Annotated in this window: 15 protein-coding genes; all 15 read right to left on the bottom strand. The window is 40.7% G+C overall.

What is annotated here, in order from left to right:
• Positions 1-553: 553 nt before the first annotated feature.
• The 15 genes from pyrE to B1B04_RS02670 all read right to left on the bottom strand — a co-directional run bounded on the left by pyrE (position 554) and on the right by B1B04_RS02670 (position 15,969).
• A complete protein-coding gene (pyrE, locus tag B1B04_RS02735) occupies positions 554-1,183 on the bottom strand; it encodes an orotate phosphoribosyltransferase (RefSeq protein WP_079559797.1) in 630 nt (209 codons plus the stop codon).
• A gap of 2 nt (positions 1,184-1,185) precedes the next feature.
• Complete coding sequence (gene pyrF / locus B1B04_RS02730; protein WP_079559796.1) at positions 1,186-1,890, bottom strand: orotidine-5'-phosphate decarboxylase; 705 nt, start codon at positions 1,888-1,890, stop codon at positions 1,186-1,188.
• The gene (locus B1B04_RS02725) at positions 1,887-2,801 is read right to left on the bottom strand and encodes a dihydroorotate dehydrogenase (RefSeq protein ID WP_079559795.1); all 915 of its coding nucleotides are present in this window, start codon (positions 2,799-2,801) and stop codon (positions 1,887-1,889) included. Before B1B04_RS02725 ends, pyrF begins: the two co-directional genes overlap by 4 nt.
• Positions 2,798-3,571, bottom strand: coding sequence for a dihydroorotate dehydrogenase electron transfer subunit (locus B1B04_RS02720; RefSeq protein WP_079559794.1), 774 nt, complete (start codon positions 3,569-3,571; stop codon positions 2,798-2,800). The genes B1B04_RS02725 and B1B04_RS02720 overlap by 4 nt, the downstream gene beginning before the upstream one ends.
• Position 3,572: 1 nt before the next feature.
• The gene (gene carB, locus B1B04_RS02715; RefSeq protein ID WP_079559793.1) at positions 3,573-6,770 is read right to left on the bottom strand and encodes a carbamoyl-phosphate synthase large subunit; all 3,198 of its coding nucleotides are present in this window, start codon (positions 6,768-6,770) and stop codon (positions 3,573-3,575) included.
• Positions 6,763-7,863, bottom strand: coding sequence for a carbamoyl phosphate synthase small subunit (locus tag B1B04_RS02710; protein ID WP_079559792.1), 1,101 nt, complete (start codon positions 7,861-7,863; stop codon positions 6,763-6,765). Before B1B04_RS02710 ends, carB begins: the two co-directional genes overlap by 8 nt.
• Positions 7,863-9,140, bottom strand: coding sequence for a dihydroorotase (locus tag B1B04_RS02705; RefSeq protein ID WP_079559791.1), 1,278 nt, complete (start codon positions 9,138-9,140; stop codon positions 7,863-7,865). Before B1B04_RS02705 ends, B1B04_RS02710 begins: the two co-directional genes overlap by 1 nt.
• A gap of 1 nt (position 9,141) precedes the next feature.
• Positions 9,142-10,020: an aspartate carbamoyltransferase catalytic subunit gene (locus tag B1B04_RS02700; protein ID WP_079559790.1), complete on the bottom strand. Its 879-nt coding sequence runs from the start codon at positions 10,018-10,020 to the stop codon at positions 9,142-9,144.
• Between the two features lie 185 nt (positions 10,021-10,205).
• Positions 10,206-11,516, bottom strand: coding sequence for a solute carrier family 23 protein (locus B1B04_RS02695; protein ID WP_079559789.1), 1,311 nt, complete (start codon positions 11,514-11,516; stop codon positions 10,206-10,208).
• Positions 11,517-11,535: 19 nt separating this feature from the next.
• The gene (gene pyrR, locus B1B04_RS02690; RefSeq protein WP_079559788.1) at positions 11,536-12,078 is read right to left on the bottom strand and encodes a bifunctional pyr operon transcriptional regulator/uracil phosphoribosyltransferase PyrR; all 543 of its coding nucleotides are present in this window, start codon (positions 12,076-12,078) and stop codon (positions 11,536-11,538) included.
• Between the two features lie 243 nt (positions 12,079-12,321).
• Complete coding sequence (locus B1B04_RS02685; RefSeq protein WP_079559787.1) at positions 12,322-13,233, bottom strand: RluA family pseudouridine synthase; 912 nt, start codon at positions 13,231-13,233, stop codon at positions 12,322-12,324.
• Complete coding sequence (gene lspA, locus B1B04_RS02680) at positions 13,233-13,709, bottom strand: signal peptidase II (RefSeq protein ID WP_079559786.1); 477 nt, start codon at positions 13,707-13,709, stop codon at positions 13,233-13,235. The genes B1B04_RS02685 and lspA overlap by 1 nt, the downstream gene beginning before the upstream one ends.
• Before the next feature lie 30 nt (positions 13,710-13,739).
• Complete coding sequence (locus B1B04_RS25500; protein WP_170938875.1) at positions 13,740-13,913, bottom strand: hypothetical protein; 174 nt, start codon at positions 13,911-13,913, stop codon at positions 13,740-13,742.
• Between the two features lie 127 nt (positions 13,914-14,040).
• The gene (locus B1B04_RS02675; RefSeq protein ID WP_079559785.1) at positions 14,041-15,609 is read right to left on the bottom strand and encodes a sodium/solute symporter; all 1,569 of its coding nucleotides are present in this window, start codon (positions 15,607-15,609) and stop codon (positions 14,041-14,043) included.
• A gap of 24 nt (positions 15,610-15,633) precedes the next feature.
• On the bottom strand, positions 15,634-15,969 hold the full coding sequence (locus B1B04_RS02670) for a hypothetical protein (protein WP_079559784.1): 336 nt from the start codon (positions 15,967-15,969) through the stop codon (positions 15,634-15,636).
• Between the last annotated feature and the right edge of the window lie 71 nt (positions 15,970-16,040).

Below are 16,040 nucleotides of genomic sequence, written 5' to 3'. Positions count from 1 at the left end.
AAACATTTGTTGCTGTCGCTTCGCTTTCGCACAGTTAAAACATTTGTTGCTGTCGCTTCGCTTTCGCACAGTTAAAACATTTGTTGCTGTCGCTTTGCTTTCGCACAGAGCAGAGCTTCCTGGGGGCGTCCGATGAGCCGCTTCACTCGCGATGCTCGCTCCAGGATCTCGGGCCAATAGGATGTTGGTCACGAAGGCGTTATCACAGGACGTGATGCATTTAGCCTTCGTTCCTCTATCGCTAATCCCCAAGGAGTCGCCCAGTCGTAACGAAGATCAACCACTTCACATGTCATGTATCTTATTGGTGTCATTCTACTTTATTTTAAGAAATTACCCTATCTCAAGTACAGCATTAACAAAGATTTCCTAGACCCTTCAGACTGTAAATAAACTCGGAAAAATATTGAATCTGTAGCCATTCTTTTTTATGACGCAATAGTTTTTCAACAAATGAAAGGGTGGTATGAATTTTTTCATACCACCCTTTTTTATAATCAATTATGCCTCGGCATAATTGCGTCCGGAATCAGCTTTGTGCCTGCACAAAGAATTAAAGCTCGCCTGCTTTTAACTTTCCATGCCAGTCTTTTAAGAACGGAATGTCTCCTTCTTGAATAGCACCTGATTCATTTGCTGCTTCAATTAAATAATCGAAATTTGTTAGCGATACATATTGAATGCCTGCCTCTTCAAATGCTTGTTCAGCACGTGGAAGATTGTATGTGTAGACACATACAACGCCTAGTACTTCACAGCCTGCTGCGCGTAAGGCTTCTACAGCTGTAATCGATGAGCCGCCTGTAGAAACGATATCTTCTACTACTACTACTTTTTGACCTGCTGCGTATTTTCCTTCGATTTGGTTACCACGGCCATGCTCTTTTGCTTTAGAGCGTACATAAACCATCGGTAAATCTAAAATATCACTTACCCAAGCGGCATGTGGAATACCTGCTGTTGCTGTACCTGCTACGATTTCTGTTGGTCCAAAGTTTTCTTTAATAAGAGATGCTAGACCGTTTGCTAATTGCTTACGAATTACAGGGTCAGAAATTGTAAGGCGTGTATCACAGTAGATGGGGGATTTAATGCCTGATGCCCATGTGAATAGTTCTGTTGGATTTAATTCGACTGCGCCTACTTTTAACATAGCGTGTGCGATTTCATTTTGTAATGTCATGTTTATGCCTCCCATAATTCACTTACGATTTTATATGCTGCTACTGGATCTTGTGCACCTGTAACGGCACGTCCAACGACGATTAACGAAGAACCGTCACGTTTTGCGCCGTCTGGTGTTGCGATGCGCTTTTGGTCGTGTGCGTCGCCACCTGCTAATCGGATACCAGGTGTTACACGTAAGAAATCTTCACCGCACACTTCAGCAATCGCTTTTGCTTCATGTACGGAGCAGACAACACCATTTAAACCAGCTTGTTTTGTTAAGCTTGCGTAATGTAATACAGATTCCTGTAGAGATAAAGCAATTTTTTGCTCTGCTTGCATTTGCTCTTCTGTTGTAGAAGTCAGCTGTGTTACGGCAATTAACGCCGCACGTTCACGCCCCGCAGTAGTACCGGCTTCTAGCCCTTCAAGTGCTGCCTCCATCATCGGACGCCCGCCTGCCGCGTGAACGTTGACTAAATCTACACCTAATTTTGCTAGACCTTTCATAGCAGAGCCAACTGTATTAGGAATATCGTGTAGCTTTAAATCAAGGAAAATATCATGACCTAGATCTTTTACCTTTCGAACAATATCTGGACCTTCCTGCATATATAATTCCATACCAATTTTCACGAAAAGAGGCTCATTAAAATGCTTTAGAAAGTTGACTACTTCTGTTTCTCCAGGGAAATCTAGTGCAAGTATTGGTTTTGTATTCATGAGCGGTGGCTCCTTCCAATAATTTCTGAAATATGCTCTACTCCTAATTGATCGAGCTTTGCTGGTAGTTCATCAATTATAGTTGGACAAACGAAGTGATCCACAAAGTTTGCTGTTCCTACAGCAACTGCAGATGCGCCGGCCGACATAAAGTCTATAACATCCTGCGCTTCTGACACGCCACCCATTCCAATTATCGGAATATTGACAGCCTTATACACCTCATAGACCATACGAATCGCCACTGGCTTTACGGCAGGGCCTGATAAACCGCCTGTACCATTGGCAATCACTGGCTTACCTGTACGCTCGTCTAAACGCATACCGATTAGTGTATTAATCATTGTAATGCCATCTGCACCACCCGCTTCAACAGCTTGTGCAATTTCTACGATATTCGTTACGTTAGGAGACAATTTCACGTATACAGGCACTTCAGAAACAGCTTTGACAGCTGCCACTAGTTCACGTGCAGTTGCAGGGTCTGTACCAAATTGAATACCACCACATTTAACGTTCGGGCAAGAAATGTTAAGCTCCAATGCTTTCACATTAGGTGCAGCAGAAATGCGTTGCGCTACTTCTACGTAGTCAGCTGTCTCTGTACCAGCAACATTTGCAATAATTGGCACATCATACGCTTCTAGAAACTTTAATTCTTCGTTCATTACTTTTTCGATTCCGGGATTTTGTAGACCGATGGCATTCAACATCCCTGCCGCTGTTTCTGCGACACGTGGAGTTGGATTGCCAGGACGTGTTTCCACAGTCGTAGCTTTAATCATAATAGCGCCAAGCTTTGATAAATCATAAAGCTGTGCATATTCACGTCCAAAGCCAAAGCAGCCGGAAGCTGGCATTATTGGATTTTTTAAATCTAAACCTGGTAATTGAATGTTTAAACGACTCATAATGCCACCGTACCTTTCGTGAAAACTGGACCGTCAGAGCATACTTTGACATAGTCTTTTGCTACCTGATCTGTTGTTTTACATACACATGCAAAACAAGCACCGATACCGCAGCCCATACGCTCTTCAAATGATAAATAACCTTCTTTTTCTGGATAGAAACCTTCAAGTGCTTTTAACATCGGTAGAGGACCGCAAGAATAAAAGACATCGAACTCCGGTGCTCGAGACTCTAAAACATTTGTTACAAAGCCTTTAGTTCCTTTAGAGCCGTCAACCGTTACATAATGCGTTTCTCCAAGGGCACTGAATTCTTCCTCGTAGAAGCATACATCTTCCGTTTGAAAGCCAAGGACATGAATTGTTTTTACACCACGTGCATTCAATTGCTTGGAAAGCTCGTGTAATGGAGGTACTCCGATTCCTCCACCAACTAGTAGGGCTGTGCCTCCCTCTTTTACTGCTTCTACCGGGAACCCATTACCGATTGGACCAAGGACATTGACAAGTTGCCCTTCACGATTTGTCGCTAACACTTTTGTTCCGCGACCTTCCGCACGATAAATCATTGTAAATTCGTTGTTGTCTTTATCTATGTTTGCAATACTAATTGGTCGACGTAAAAGCGGCTCCATTGAATCTGACACCTTTACATGGACAAACTGGCCAGGTGTCATATCCTGAACCAGTTCTCCACGAAGTGTCAATTCGAAAATGTTTGTCGCGATTTGCTTTTGAGAGACGACCGTCATTTTCTCTTGACGAATCATATTAATGTACTACCTCCGCTTTTGGCATTTGTTCTGCTGTGAATGTCATTGATTCAATAACACGGACCATCGCTTCTGCTGTGTCCAATGAAGTTAAGCAAGGTACACCGTTTTCTACAGACTCACGGCGAATTCGGAAGCCATCACGTGCCGGTTGCTTCCCTTTCGTTAATGTGTTAACAACAAGCTGTGCCTCACCGTTTTGAATTAAATCGATTAATGTTTCACCTTTTGCACCGATTTTGCCAACTACATCTGTGCGTACACCAGCCACTTCGAACGCTTGGGCTGTACCTTCAGTAGCGACAATACGATAGCCTACTGTTGAGAAGCGTTTTGCAAGTTCAATTGCTTCCTCTTTATCTTTATCGGACACAGTGAATAATACTGTGCCTTCTGTACGAATTTCCATACCTGCTGCAACTAAGCCTTTGTAAAGTGCTTTTTCTAATGTTGCATCTTTACCCATTACTTCACCTGTTGATTTCATTTCAGGTCCTAGTGTAATGTCAACACGACGTAATTTAGCGAAGGAGAATACTGGTACTTTAACGAAGACACCTTTTTGCTCTGGCGCTAAGCCTGTTGGATAGCCTTGTTCTACGATTGATTTGCCAAGAATCGCTTTCGTTGCAATATTCGCCATCGGAATGTTTGTGATTTTACTTAAGAACGGTACTGTACGTGATGAACGTGGATTAACCTCGATCACGTATACTTCGCCCTGTGAAATAACATATTGAATGTTCATTAATCCTACGATGCCAAGACCTTTTGCAAGGCGAGTTGTATAATCCACAAGCGTATCTTTTTGCGCTTGTGTTAATTTTTGTGGAGGGTATACAGAGATAGAGTCACCAGAGTGAACCCCAGCACGTTCGATATGCTCCATAATACCTGGAATTAATACATTTTCACCGTCACAAATGGCATCTACTTCAATTTCTTGACCAGTTAAGTAGCGGTCTACTAATACTGGATGATCCGGAGATGCTTCTACTGCATTTTCCATGTAGTGTTTTAATTCCTCTTGGTTGTAGACAATTTCCATCGCACGACCACCTAGTACGTATGAAGGACGAACTAGCACAGGGAAGCCTAAACGTTCACTAATAGCAAGTGCTTCTTCCGTAGATACAGCTGTTTGACCTAGTGGTTGTGGAATGTCCAAGTCGCGTAATGCTTGCTCGAATTTGTCTCGGTTTTCTGCACGGTCGATATCTTCAAGTGTTGTACCTAGGATTTTTATGCCATTTGCCACTAATTTATCAGCAAGATTAATAGCTGTTTGACCACCGAATTGTACAACTACACCGATTGGTTGCTCAAGATCGATAATATGCATAACATCTTCGATTGTTAATGGCTCAAAGTATAACTTATCTGAAATCGAGAAGTCAGTTGATACTGTCTCTGGATTTGAGTTAATAATAATCGCTTCGTAACCTGCTTCTTGAATTGCCCATACTGAGTGTACTGTTGCGTAGTCGAACTCTACCCCTTGACCAATACGGATTGGACCAGAACCAAGTACAACAACTGACGGCTTGTCTGATTTAATCGATTCGTTTTCTTCTTCATATGTGCCATAGAAGTATGGTGTTTCAGATTCAAACTCCGCTGCACATGTATCAACCATTTTATATACTGGGATAATGCCATTTTCTTTACGATATGCATATACTTCTTCCGGTGTTGTTTCCCAAAGCTCAGCAACTTTTTTATCTGCAAATCCTAGACGTTTTGCTGTACGTAATACATCTTTATCGTTTTTATTGTCAGCAAGTGTTTGCTCCATATCTACGATGTTTTTGAATTTATTTAAGAAGAATAAGTCAATGGCAGACCATTCATGGATTTGCTCAATTGTTACACCACGACGAAGTGCTTCACCGATGAAGAATAGACGCTCGTCACCTGCTTTGCGAATACGTTTTTCAATCCAAGAATCCGTGTTTTCTTCTGCATGTTTCAGCTCTAAGTGAACTTGACCTGTTTCAAGAGAGCGCACTGCTTTTAGCATAGCTTCTTCAAATGTACGACCAAGTGCCATTACTTCACCAGTCGCTTTCATTTGTGTACCAAGATTACGCTTTGCTGATTCGAATTTATCGAACGGCCAGCGTGGAATTTTCGCCACGATGTAGTCTAGAGCTGGCTCGAAACAAGCATACGTTGAACCTGTTACAGGGTTTTTGATTTCATCTAATGTTAAACCAACTGCGATTTTTGCTGCTAGCTTAGCAATTGGATAGCCTGTTGCTTTTGACGCTAATGCTGATGAACGTGATACACGAGGGTTTACTTCGATCACATAGTAATTAAAGCTATATGGATCAAGTGCTAATTGTACGTTACAACCACCTTCAATTTTTAGTGCACGGATAATATCTAAAGAGATATTACGTAGCATTTGGTTTTCACGATCCGAAAGTGTTTGTGTAGGTGCTACTACAATTGAGTCACCTGTATGAATTCCAACTGGGTCAACGTTTTCCATGTTACATACAACGATGGCGTTGTCAGCAGCATCACGCATTACTTCATATTCGATCTCTTTATAACCAGCAATCGATTTTTCTAGTAAACATTGTGTTACTGGGGAATATTTTAGACCAGATGTAACGATTTCTTCTAGATCTTGGTCGTTGTAGCAAATACCGCCGCCTGTACCACCAAGCGTGAAGGCAGGACGAACAATTACTGGGTAGCCAATTCTCGCTACAAAGTTTTTCGCTTCGTCTAAGTTATGGATAATATCTGATTCAGGTACTGGAGCACCTAGCTCATACATTAAATTACGGAATAGATCACGGTCTTCCGCTTTATGGATCGCCTCTAATTTTGTACCAAGAATTTCAATATTAAGCTCATCTAGAATTCCTGATTTATCTAATTCAATAGCCATGTTTAAACCAGTTTGACCACCAAGTGTTGGTAGGATAGCATCTGGGCGCTCTTTACGTAAAATACGTGATACAAACTCCAGTGTAATTGGCTCAATATATACTTTGTCGGCAATTTCTGTATCTGTCATAATTGTCGCAGGGTTTGAGTTTATTAAAATAACGCGGTAACCTTCTTCTTTTAAAGAAAGACAAGCTTGTGTTCCTGCGTAGTCAAATTCTGCTGCTTGTCCGATCACGATTGGACCTGATCCGATTACTAAAATAGTTTTAATATCTGTACGTTTAGGCATGTTGTTTCCCCTTCCCTGCTTCTACTTCCATCATTTCGATAAATTCATCAAATAAGTGATTTGAATCCTCTGGACCTGGTGATGCTTCTGGGTGATATTGCACTGTAAAGACTGGATATTTCTTGTGTCGTACACCTTCACAAGTACCATCGTTTAATGCGATATGTGTTAATTCTAAATCTGTATCTTTTAACGAATCGATGTCGATTGCATAGCCATGATTTTGAGATGTTAAATCAGTACGGCCAGTGCGTAAATCTTTTACTGGGTGGTTACCACCACGGTGACCGAATGGTAATTTAAAGCTTCGTGCACCACATGCTAGCGAGAAGATTTGGTGACCTAAGCAAATACCGAACATTGGCACTTTTCCAATTAAATTGCGTACTGTCTCTATACCCTCTTGCACATCTTCAGGGTTACCTGGGCCATTCGAAAGCATGATACCATCTGGATGCCAAGCTAAAATTTCTGCTGCTGAAGTATTGTAAGGGACAACTAGCACATCACAATCACGTTTATTTAGCTCACGAAGAATACCATGTTTCATACCAAAGTCTATTAATACTACGCGTTTGCCACGACCTGGTGATGGGTAGGCCGCTTTCGGTGATACTTCATGTACATGGTTTGTAATCGCTGGTGTTGCCTGTAACTTCGTTACGATTTCATCCACATTCACTTCTTCATCAGCCGCTGTTAAAATAGCCTTTACTGAACCTTTACTGCGAATAATGCGTGTTAATTTTCGTGTATCGATTCCTTCAATCCCTGGGATATCCTTGGATGTTAAGTACTCATCTACTGTTAAGTCACAGCGGAAGTTTGAAGGTGTTTTTGCTAATTCACGGACTACAAATCCACGAATAGCTGGTGAGATTGATTCAAAATCATCACGGTTAATACCGTAATTACCGATTAAAGGGTAAGTTAACGTTACAATTTGTCCGTAGAATGAAGGATCTGAAATTGTTTCCTGATAACCTGTCATCCCTGTTGTGAATACAACCTCACCTTGTGAAGCGCGCTCACTACCGAACGCTGTACCTGTAAATACTGTGCCATCTTCTAAAATAAGTAAACGTTTTTTCATTACTCTACCTCCTGGTATACGATATTGCCTTCAAAAATTGTAAGGATCGGCCATCCTTTTGCAGTCCAACCATTGAATGGTGTATTGCGTCCTTTTGATACAAAGCCTTCTGCATCAATTGTTTGCTCTTTATTTAAATCTATTAAAATCATATCTGCTGAAGCTCCAACTTCTAATGTGCCGTATGGTAGATCAAAAATTTGAGCTGCCTTTACAGACATCCAGTCTATCAACTGTTTTAACGTCCATTTTCCTGTTTCTACAAACTGCGTGTAAAGCAGTGGAAATGCTGTTTCAAAGCCTACAATGCCAAATGGTGCACCAACCATACCACAGCATTTTTCTTCTACTGTGTGTGGAGCATGGTCTGTAGCGATACAATCGATCGTGCCGTCTAACAGCGCCGCGTGAAGTGAGTCTTTATCATCTATTCCACGTAATGGAGGATTCATTTTCCAGTTTGCATCATCTGCTGGAATATCCATTTCTTCAAGTAATAAATGGTGTGGGCAAACTTCTGCTGTGACACGAATTCCTGCTGCTTTCGCATCTCGTACTGCACGTACAGATTCCTTCGTTGATACGTGACATACGTGGTAGCGTGCTCCAGCTGCTTCTGCCAGTAGAACATCTCGTGCAATTTGAACGGATTCACAAATCGATGGAATTCCTGGTAAACCAAGCTCTTTATTACGTTTCCCTTCATGCATTACGCCGTCGTAAATTAATGAGTTATCTTCACAGTGTGCGACAACAACCACATCGTGCTGTGCTGCATCCTTCATTTGCTCATACATTGTTGATGCTAGCTGGATCCCAACACCATCATCTGAAAATGCGACAGCTCCATGTGCTTTTAATTCTTCAATATTTGTACGAACCTCACCTGAGATGTCTCTTGTTAATGAGCCGTATGGAAGTACTCGAATAGCTGCACTTTCTTTAATAAGACCGTTAATTAGTTGCATGTTTTCTACTGAATCTGGTACTGGTTTTGTATTTGGCATCGCGCAAATTGTTGTGAAGCCGCCTTTTGCTGCTGATGCTGAACCTGTAGCAATTGTTTCTTTATGTTCAAAGCCCGGCTCACGTAAATGTGTGTGAACATCGACAAAGCCTGGTGCAACAACTAAACCATTTCCTTCGATTACTTCTGCGCCTGCTACAGTTACATTTTGACCTATTTCAGTAATTTTGCCGTCTACCATAGTGATATTTACTATTTGTAGCTCACCTTGTTCATTTACCATTTGTACATTTTGAAGAACTTTTGTCATGTTACTCTCTCCCCTTTAAAATTGTTTCTACAATAGCCATTCGTGTATAAACACCATTTCGAACTTGCTCGAAAATTCTAGAACGCTCGCATTCTACTAGCTCTGAAGCAATTTCTACATCACGATTGACCGGTGCTGGATGCATGATAATTGCCTTTTCTTTCATTTGTTTCTCACGTTCAACTGTTAAACCGTACTCTTCATGATAGCCCTCTTTTGAGAAGCTTTTATTTACTTTATGACGTTCATGCTGCACACGAAGTAACATAATCACATCGCTTATTTCGATTAAATCATCCCAAGAATGATGCGCTTCGAAACTACCTTGCCACTCTTCTGGACAAAGGAAATGAACATTTGCCCCTAATCGTTGTAACGCTAACGCATTCGATTTCGCTACACGGCTATGGCATATATCTCCAGCGATTGTCACATTTAACCCTTCAAAAGAACCAAACTCTTTTTTGATTGTATAAAGATCTAATAGTGATTGAGACGGATGCTGACCAGTGCCGTCACCTCCGTTAATAATTGACACATCGATGCCTTCAAGTAGTTCATTGTAATACGTATCTTCCTTCGCGCGAATGACTACTGCGTCTATACCAATCATTTCTAACGTCTTTACTGTATCGTACAGTGTCTCTCCTTTAGAGACGCTCGAAAAGCTGCCATCAAAAGGGATAACTGTACAGCCGACTTTTCGTTCCGCCATTTCAAAACTCGTTTTCGTACGTGTACTCGGCTCAAAAAATAAGTTTGCTACGTTGTATTCTCGAGATAATGATGATGTTTCACCATTTTCAAAAGCTTGCGCACGATCTAGAATGTGGTTAATTTCTTCTATTGTTAAATGCTCCATCGATAATAAGTTCTTCATTGTAACCTCCGTAGGGTGTGTCTCATGAACGTTTATGTATAACGTTCTGTAAAATAAAAGCCTCGTTGATGTTATCAACGAGGCATAAGGAGGCGCGACAAACTACAGCAGGATACACTCCTACATTTAGACTGTCTACAACTTCCCTTTTTTTGCCTCTCTGGACAATTCATTAAAAGGTACTTTTATGAATTTTCATTTTGATTGTGCGGTATTGGTATGTCCGCTTCTTTTTTACCTGGTAGGATGACATTTAAAAGAACACCGATAATCGCTGCTAATGCCATACCTTCGATACTTAGTGATTCTGAAACAACGAACTTCGCACCACCGATACCGATGACTAAAATAACTGAGGCGATGACCAAGTTACGACTATTACCAAAGTCGATATGGTTATCCACTAACATTCGTAATCCACTTGCTGCAATTATACCGAAGAGTAAGATGGAAACCCCACCAAGTACAGCTGTTGGAATTGTTGCAATAACTGCCATTGCTTTCCCGAAGAATGACAGTAAAATGGCTACGACTGCTGCACCTGCAATGACATACACACTGTAAACTCGAGTGATTGCAAGGACACCGATATTTTCACCGTAAGTTGTTTTCGGCGGCCCGCCGATTAGTGCACTAATAAATGTACCAAGTCCGTCCCCTAATAACGAACGATGTAAGCCTGGCTCTTTAATATAATCCCGATTGACCACTTTACCTAATACTAACTGGTGACCAATATGCTCGGAAATCGTTACGATAACGATTGGCACCATCGTTAGGAGCAGCGTTGTTGTGATTTCAAACTCATAGTGAACACCTGGAATTAAGAAGTCAGGTAGTGCAAAGAAATCAGCTTTCGCAATTGGTGAGTAATCAACTATGCCGATTATCATTGAGTAAACATATCCTACGATTAAGCCAATTAAGATTGGCATTGTGCTTAAAATGCCTTTAAAGGCAATCGTGAAAATAATGGCTGTAAATAAAGTCACTAGCGCTGCTGAGAAGTGTAAAAAGTTATATTCACCATCTACATTCATCGCCATATTGACCGCTGTCCCTGATAGTCCAAGACCAATTACCATAATGACAGGGCCTACCACAATCGGAGGTAAAATTTTCATAATCCACTTATAGCCGCTTTTCCAGATGATAAGGGATACGATGCCATATGTAATCCCTACTGCCATAGCACCAATCATTGCATGACCTGGATTTACACTAGAACCATCTTTATTTAAACCACCTGCCACTAGTAAAATCGGCGCAATAAAGGCAAATGATGATCCTAAATAAGCAGGTACTTGAAATTTCGTAATCAATAGGAAGAACAATGTAGCAATCCCACTTGTTAAAAGGGCAATCGCTGGACTAAGACCAACCAACTGAGGAACTAAGATCGTTGACCCAAACATGGCGAACATGTGCTGGAAACTTAATGTCACTAGTTGGACTGGGGTCGGTTTATCTTTAACATCTAATACTGCATTTGACATAATGTTTCCTCACTTTAAGTTAGTCTTCTTTATAAATAATGACGCAATCTTCTCCGTCTACTTCTTGTAAATTTACGACTATACGTTCAGCTCCAGATGTCGGAACATTTTTACCAACATAATCAGCTCTTATTGGTAGCTCTCTATGTCCTCTGTCGATCAGGACTGCAAGTTGAATTTGGCCTGGTCGCCCTAGATCCATCACTGCATCTAGCGCTGCGCGTACTGTTCGTCCCGTATAGAGTACATCATCGACTAAAATAATTTTTTGATTGACGATCACATAATCGATATCGACTTGCTCAACATGTGCCTGTTCATTATCATGCTTTGTCGTTAAATCATCTCGATAGAGAGTGATGTCAAGCTCCCCCGTACGAATTGGTTTGCCTTCAATTTTTTCAATTCGTTCTGCTAGGCGTCTTGCAAGAAAGGCACCTCGCGTTTTAATTCCGACTAAAATACATTCGTCGATCCCTTTATTGCGTTCAATAATTTCGTGTGCAATGCGTGTTAACGCTCTTGCCATAGATGGGCCATCTAATAACTCATTTTGTGCCATGTAAGTTTCCTCCTCTCTTCTATCTATTATTGGGTCATGTGTCCATAAAAAAACCTCTCGAGGCGAATAGCCTGAGAGGGTTATATACGTGTTTAAATAGTATGTTGAAAAAATTTGCAGCACAAATTTTTCGCAACACTTTCACATGTACCTTCTCAGCCTCTCTGGACTGCCATTAAAGGTGAATATTTAGTTAAGTTGTTTCATTCACTTTCGTTAGTATAGACCTTCTTTATCTATACGTCAATCCTTATTTCTTAAATCTAGCAATAATTGCTCATAATCAGCAGGAATTTGCGCTTCAAACTGCAAATATTCACCTGTTGTAGGGTGATCAAAACCTAAAACTCCCGCGTGTAATACTTGTCCACCAAAGTCGATTGTCTTCTTTGGTCCATATTTTGGGTCACCAACAAGTGGGAATCCAATATAATTCATATGGACACGAATTTGGTGCGTGCGTCCTGTTTCTAAACGGCACTCTACTAGCGTATAGTCGCCAAAGCGGTCGATAACTTGGAAATGGGTTACTGCATGCTTACCTTTGTCGACAACAGCTTGTTTTTGACGATCTTTTTGGTCTCGACCAATAGGTGCATCAATTGTTCCTTTATCATGTGCAATATGCCCGTGAACGAGCGCAGTATATTTACGTGTCACTGTTTTATTGACTAACTGATTCACTAACGATTCATGAGCTGCATCATTTTTAGCCACCATCAATAATCCTGATGTATCTTTATCAATACGATGCACAATTCCCGGACGCATAATGCCATTGATACCCGATAAATCCTTACAATGATACATTAAACCATTAACGAGTGTACCCATCATATGTCCAGGCGCTGGATGAACAACCATGCCCTTTGGTTTATTTACAACAAGGACATCCGCATCCTCATAAACAATATCAAGATCTAAGTTTTCAGCAATGACATCTAACGGCTCTGCTTCAGGTACATCGATTTCTACAATATCCCCTACTTTTACCTTATACTTCGCCTTTACAGTCTCTCCATTTACTTTAATAATACCATCAGTAATCCAATTACCAATTTGTGTACGCGACCACTCTGATTGCACACTCGAAAGCGCCTTATCAATGCGCTCTCCCTTTTGTTGTTCTTCCATTGTATATGATACTTGCGTCATTATTTCACCTGTTTCTTTCCTTTTTTATCTTCCATAATTATGCCAATCATTAATATTACTACCGCCATTGTTAAAGCTGCATCCGCAATATTGAAGATCGGGAAATCATAATTAATTACTGGAATTAATACACTTACAAAATCGACCACTTCACCTCTAAATATACGGTCAATAAAATTCCCTATAGCTCCGCCTAATAAAAGCATTAAACCAACTTGAAAAATAGGTTTCCCTTTAGCCTCTTTATGATAAAAGTATAGAACGGCACAAATAACACCTATCGTGATAATGCTAAATAACCACATTTGGCCTTCTAACATTCCCCATGCTGCTCCTCTATTTCGATGAGACAATATCCCAAACCACGGATCCCATACTGAAATTCGTTCGCCAAACTCCATATTTTTCACAATTAGCCACTTTGTCCATTGATCTAAAAGAATCACGAATGCGGCCAATCCATAATATTTATACACAGACACTCCTCCGTTCGCTCAACATCTAACCTATTCTACCATAACAGCCCATCTCAGAATAACTAATATAGCATGAAAATATGGATCATCACCATATTGGAAGATTGATTTTTGCTTCGATTTGGGTGTGCTTTCCGTAGTTTCGACTGTTCTTTCCGTCGCTCTAGCTGTTTTATCCGTCATTTCGGCTTTTCCTTCCATCACTCTGACTGCTCTATCCGCCGGCCGCTCTTTTTCCCGCCGTCAACTTCCCTTCAGTAAAAAAAGCTATTGCCATCACTTCATAAGTAATGGCAATAGCTTATCAATTTTTATTCAATATTATACCGTTTTAAGCTGTTTCAGACTCTTTTGAATGCACACGCTTCATGAAATCATTAACATCAGCCGGTACTTTTCGATCTAATAATGACACAATAATAACGGATAAGAATCCTACAGGCACTGTGATAATGCCTGGGATTTTAAATTGTAAGAAGCTTGGTAATGTTCCTGGAAGAAAAATCATCCACATCGATACACCAAGACCAATGAGTAAACCCGCAATTGCTCCTTTTTCTGTCATTCCTCTCCACCAAATACCTAAAATAAATATTGGTGTAAATGTACTCGCCGCAACAGTAAAAGCAAGTGCCACTAAATGGCCAATGGATGCATCCTTAACTAATAAACCCAATGCTCCATATAAAATACCTAATAAAACGATGGCTACTTTCCCCGCAACTACTCGTTGTTTTTCTGTAATATCCTTTTTCATAACGCTTGCATATAAATCGTGGGCTAATGCACCTGAGCTTGTAATAAATAACCCTGATAAATTTGAGAATATGGCCGCAAACGCACCTGCTATGACTAGTCCAAGCAGCCACTTACCTCCTAGCGCAAGTGCTGTTGTAGGAATCACCATATTGTTCCCACCAAGCACTAGATCACGCATGACTTCCTCACTTGCTGTACCCGAGATAAAAATAGAACGACCTACAACACCTAAATATACTGCTAATAAGAAAAACGTACTAGCAATCCCAATAGCCATCAATGCTGATTTACGAGCCGCCTTCGCACTTGGATTCGTATAAAATCTAAGTAGAATATGTGGCAGACCAATTGTACCTAGCGCTAAACCAATTGTCATACTGATAGTTTGCCAAAATGTTGGGAAGTAGAAACCTGTTCCCGTCCAAGCGGCACCATCAAAATTAACATTATTTCCATCTAAAGCATATGGTGATGTTCCTGTAATAGGACCGCTGAATGAATTAATAGCAGCTAAAATCTTATCGTAATGCAAACCACTGTAAATTGCTGCAATCAACATAACAACAAACGCTCCAAGGCGAATCCAAAGCTCTAAAGCTTGGTTGATTGTTGTTCCTTTCATACCGCCTATTCCTACATAGAAAACCATTACAATACATGTAAAGATAATGCCGAATTCATATGAAGTCCCGAAAAACATACTTAAAATTTGTGCCGCCCCTAATAATTGGGGCGCTGCATAAAAACCAGAAATCGCCAAAACCACAGCTACCGCTACTAGCCGAGCTCGTCTACTATGAAAACGATAAGCTAAAAAATCGGCAACGGTAAATGCTCCAAATCGTCTTAACGGGCCTGCCACAAAAATAGCTAGCAACGTCAATCCAATGGAGAAGCAAAATGCATAGTAAGCACCGTCATACCCTAATTGGAAAGTCAAACCGGCTATCCCGAGAAATGTAGCAGCGCTTAAATAGTCTCCCCCAATTGCCGAACCGTTTGTAAACCACCCAAAACTTCGTCCCCCAACAAAGAAATCGGATGCCGTTGCATTTCTTTTCGTTAAGTACGTAATGTATACAATTGTCCCCATTAAAGCAATAGTCATTAACATCTTCGGTTCTAATAGAGCTTTCATCATTCTACATATCCCCCTTAGCTAAAACTACTTATTGAGTATTTCGTATTTCTTAAGGCGCTTCTCGTACAACGTTGTATGCACATATGCAATAATAAAAGCCATTACCATCATCACGACGGTTGTCACAAACCACGTTACTGTCATACCGCCCAAAATTTTCTTGAAAGCAAGCTCTGGAGCGAACCAGTTCATTACCGGAATACTAAAAATTAAAATGAAATAAAATACCGTTAAGCTAAATCCTGTAGTAAACTCATCTTTCATAATTTTGTTAGTAGTTGCATCTAGTGGTGGAAGATCCTTTACATCGATAGTTCCAGCTTCCACGTATTCATAATCACGACTCCCTACTTCTGCCATATTTCAGCTCTCCCTTCCTGTTTCAGTAAATAATTATCTGAAATTTCAAATTATTATTCACTACAATTATT

This window comes from Lysinibacillus sp. KCTC 33748 (genome assembly GCF_002237755.1).
Lineage (GTDB): Bacteria > Bacillota > Bacilli > Bacillales_A > Planococcaceae > Lysinibacillus.
The sequence above is the reverse complement of the archived record's forward strand: the minus strand, read 5'-3'. Positions and strand labels throughout refer to the sequence as shown.

Coding starts and splice junctions, on each gene's coding strand:
- pyrE (WP_079559797.1), bottom strand. CDS start 1,183: ATGACATTACAAAATGAAATCGCACACGCTATGTTAAAAGTAGGCGCA.
- pyrF (WP_079559796.1), bottom strand. CDS start 1,890: ATGAATACAAAACCAATACTTGCACTAGATTTCCCTGGAGAAACAGAA.
- B1B04_RS02725 (WP_079559795.1), bottom strand. CDS start 2,801: ATGAGTCGTTTAAACATTCAATTACCAGGTTTAGATTTAAAAAATCCA.
- B1B04_RS02720 (WP_079559794.1), bottom strand. CDS start 3,571: ATGATTCGTCAAGAGAAAATGACGGTCGTCTCTCAAAAGCAAATCGCG.
- carB (WP_079559793.1), bottom strand. CDS start 6,770: ATGCCTAAACGTACAGATATTAAAACTATTTTAGTAATCGGATCAGGT.
- B1B04_RS02710 (WP_079559792.1), bottom strand. CDS start 7,863: ATGAAAAAACGTTTACTTATTTTAGAAGATGGCACAGTATTTACAGGT.
- B1B04_RS02705 (WP_079559791.1), bottom strand. CDS start 9,140: ATGACAAAAGTTCTTCAAAATGTACAAATGGTAAATGAACAAGGTGAG.
- B1B04_RS02700 (WP_079559790.1), bottom strand. CDS start 10,020: ATGAAGAACTTATTATCGATGGAGCATTTAACAATAGAAGAAATTAAC.
- B1B04_RS02695 (WP_079559789.1), bottom strand. CDS start 11,516: ATGTCAAATGCAGTATTAGATGTTAAAGATAAACCGACCCCAGTCCAA.
- pyrR (WP_079559788.1), bottom strand. CDS start 12,078: ATGGCACAAAATGAGTTATTAGATGGCCCATCTATGGCAAGAGCGTTA.
- B1B04_RS02685 (WP_079559787.1), bottom strand. CDS start 13,233: ATGACGCAAGTATCATATACAATGGAAGAACAACAAAAGGGAGAGCGC.
- B1B04_RS02675 (WP_079559785.1), bottom strand. CDS start 15,609: ATGATGAAAGCTCTATTAGAACCGAAGATGTTAATGACTATTGCTTTA.
- B1B04_RS02670 (WP_079559784.1), bottom strand. CDS start 15,969: ATGGCAGAAGTAGGGAGTCGTGATTATGAATACGTGGAAGCTGGAACT.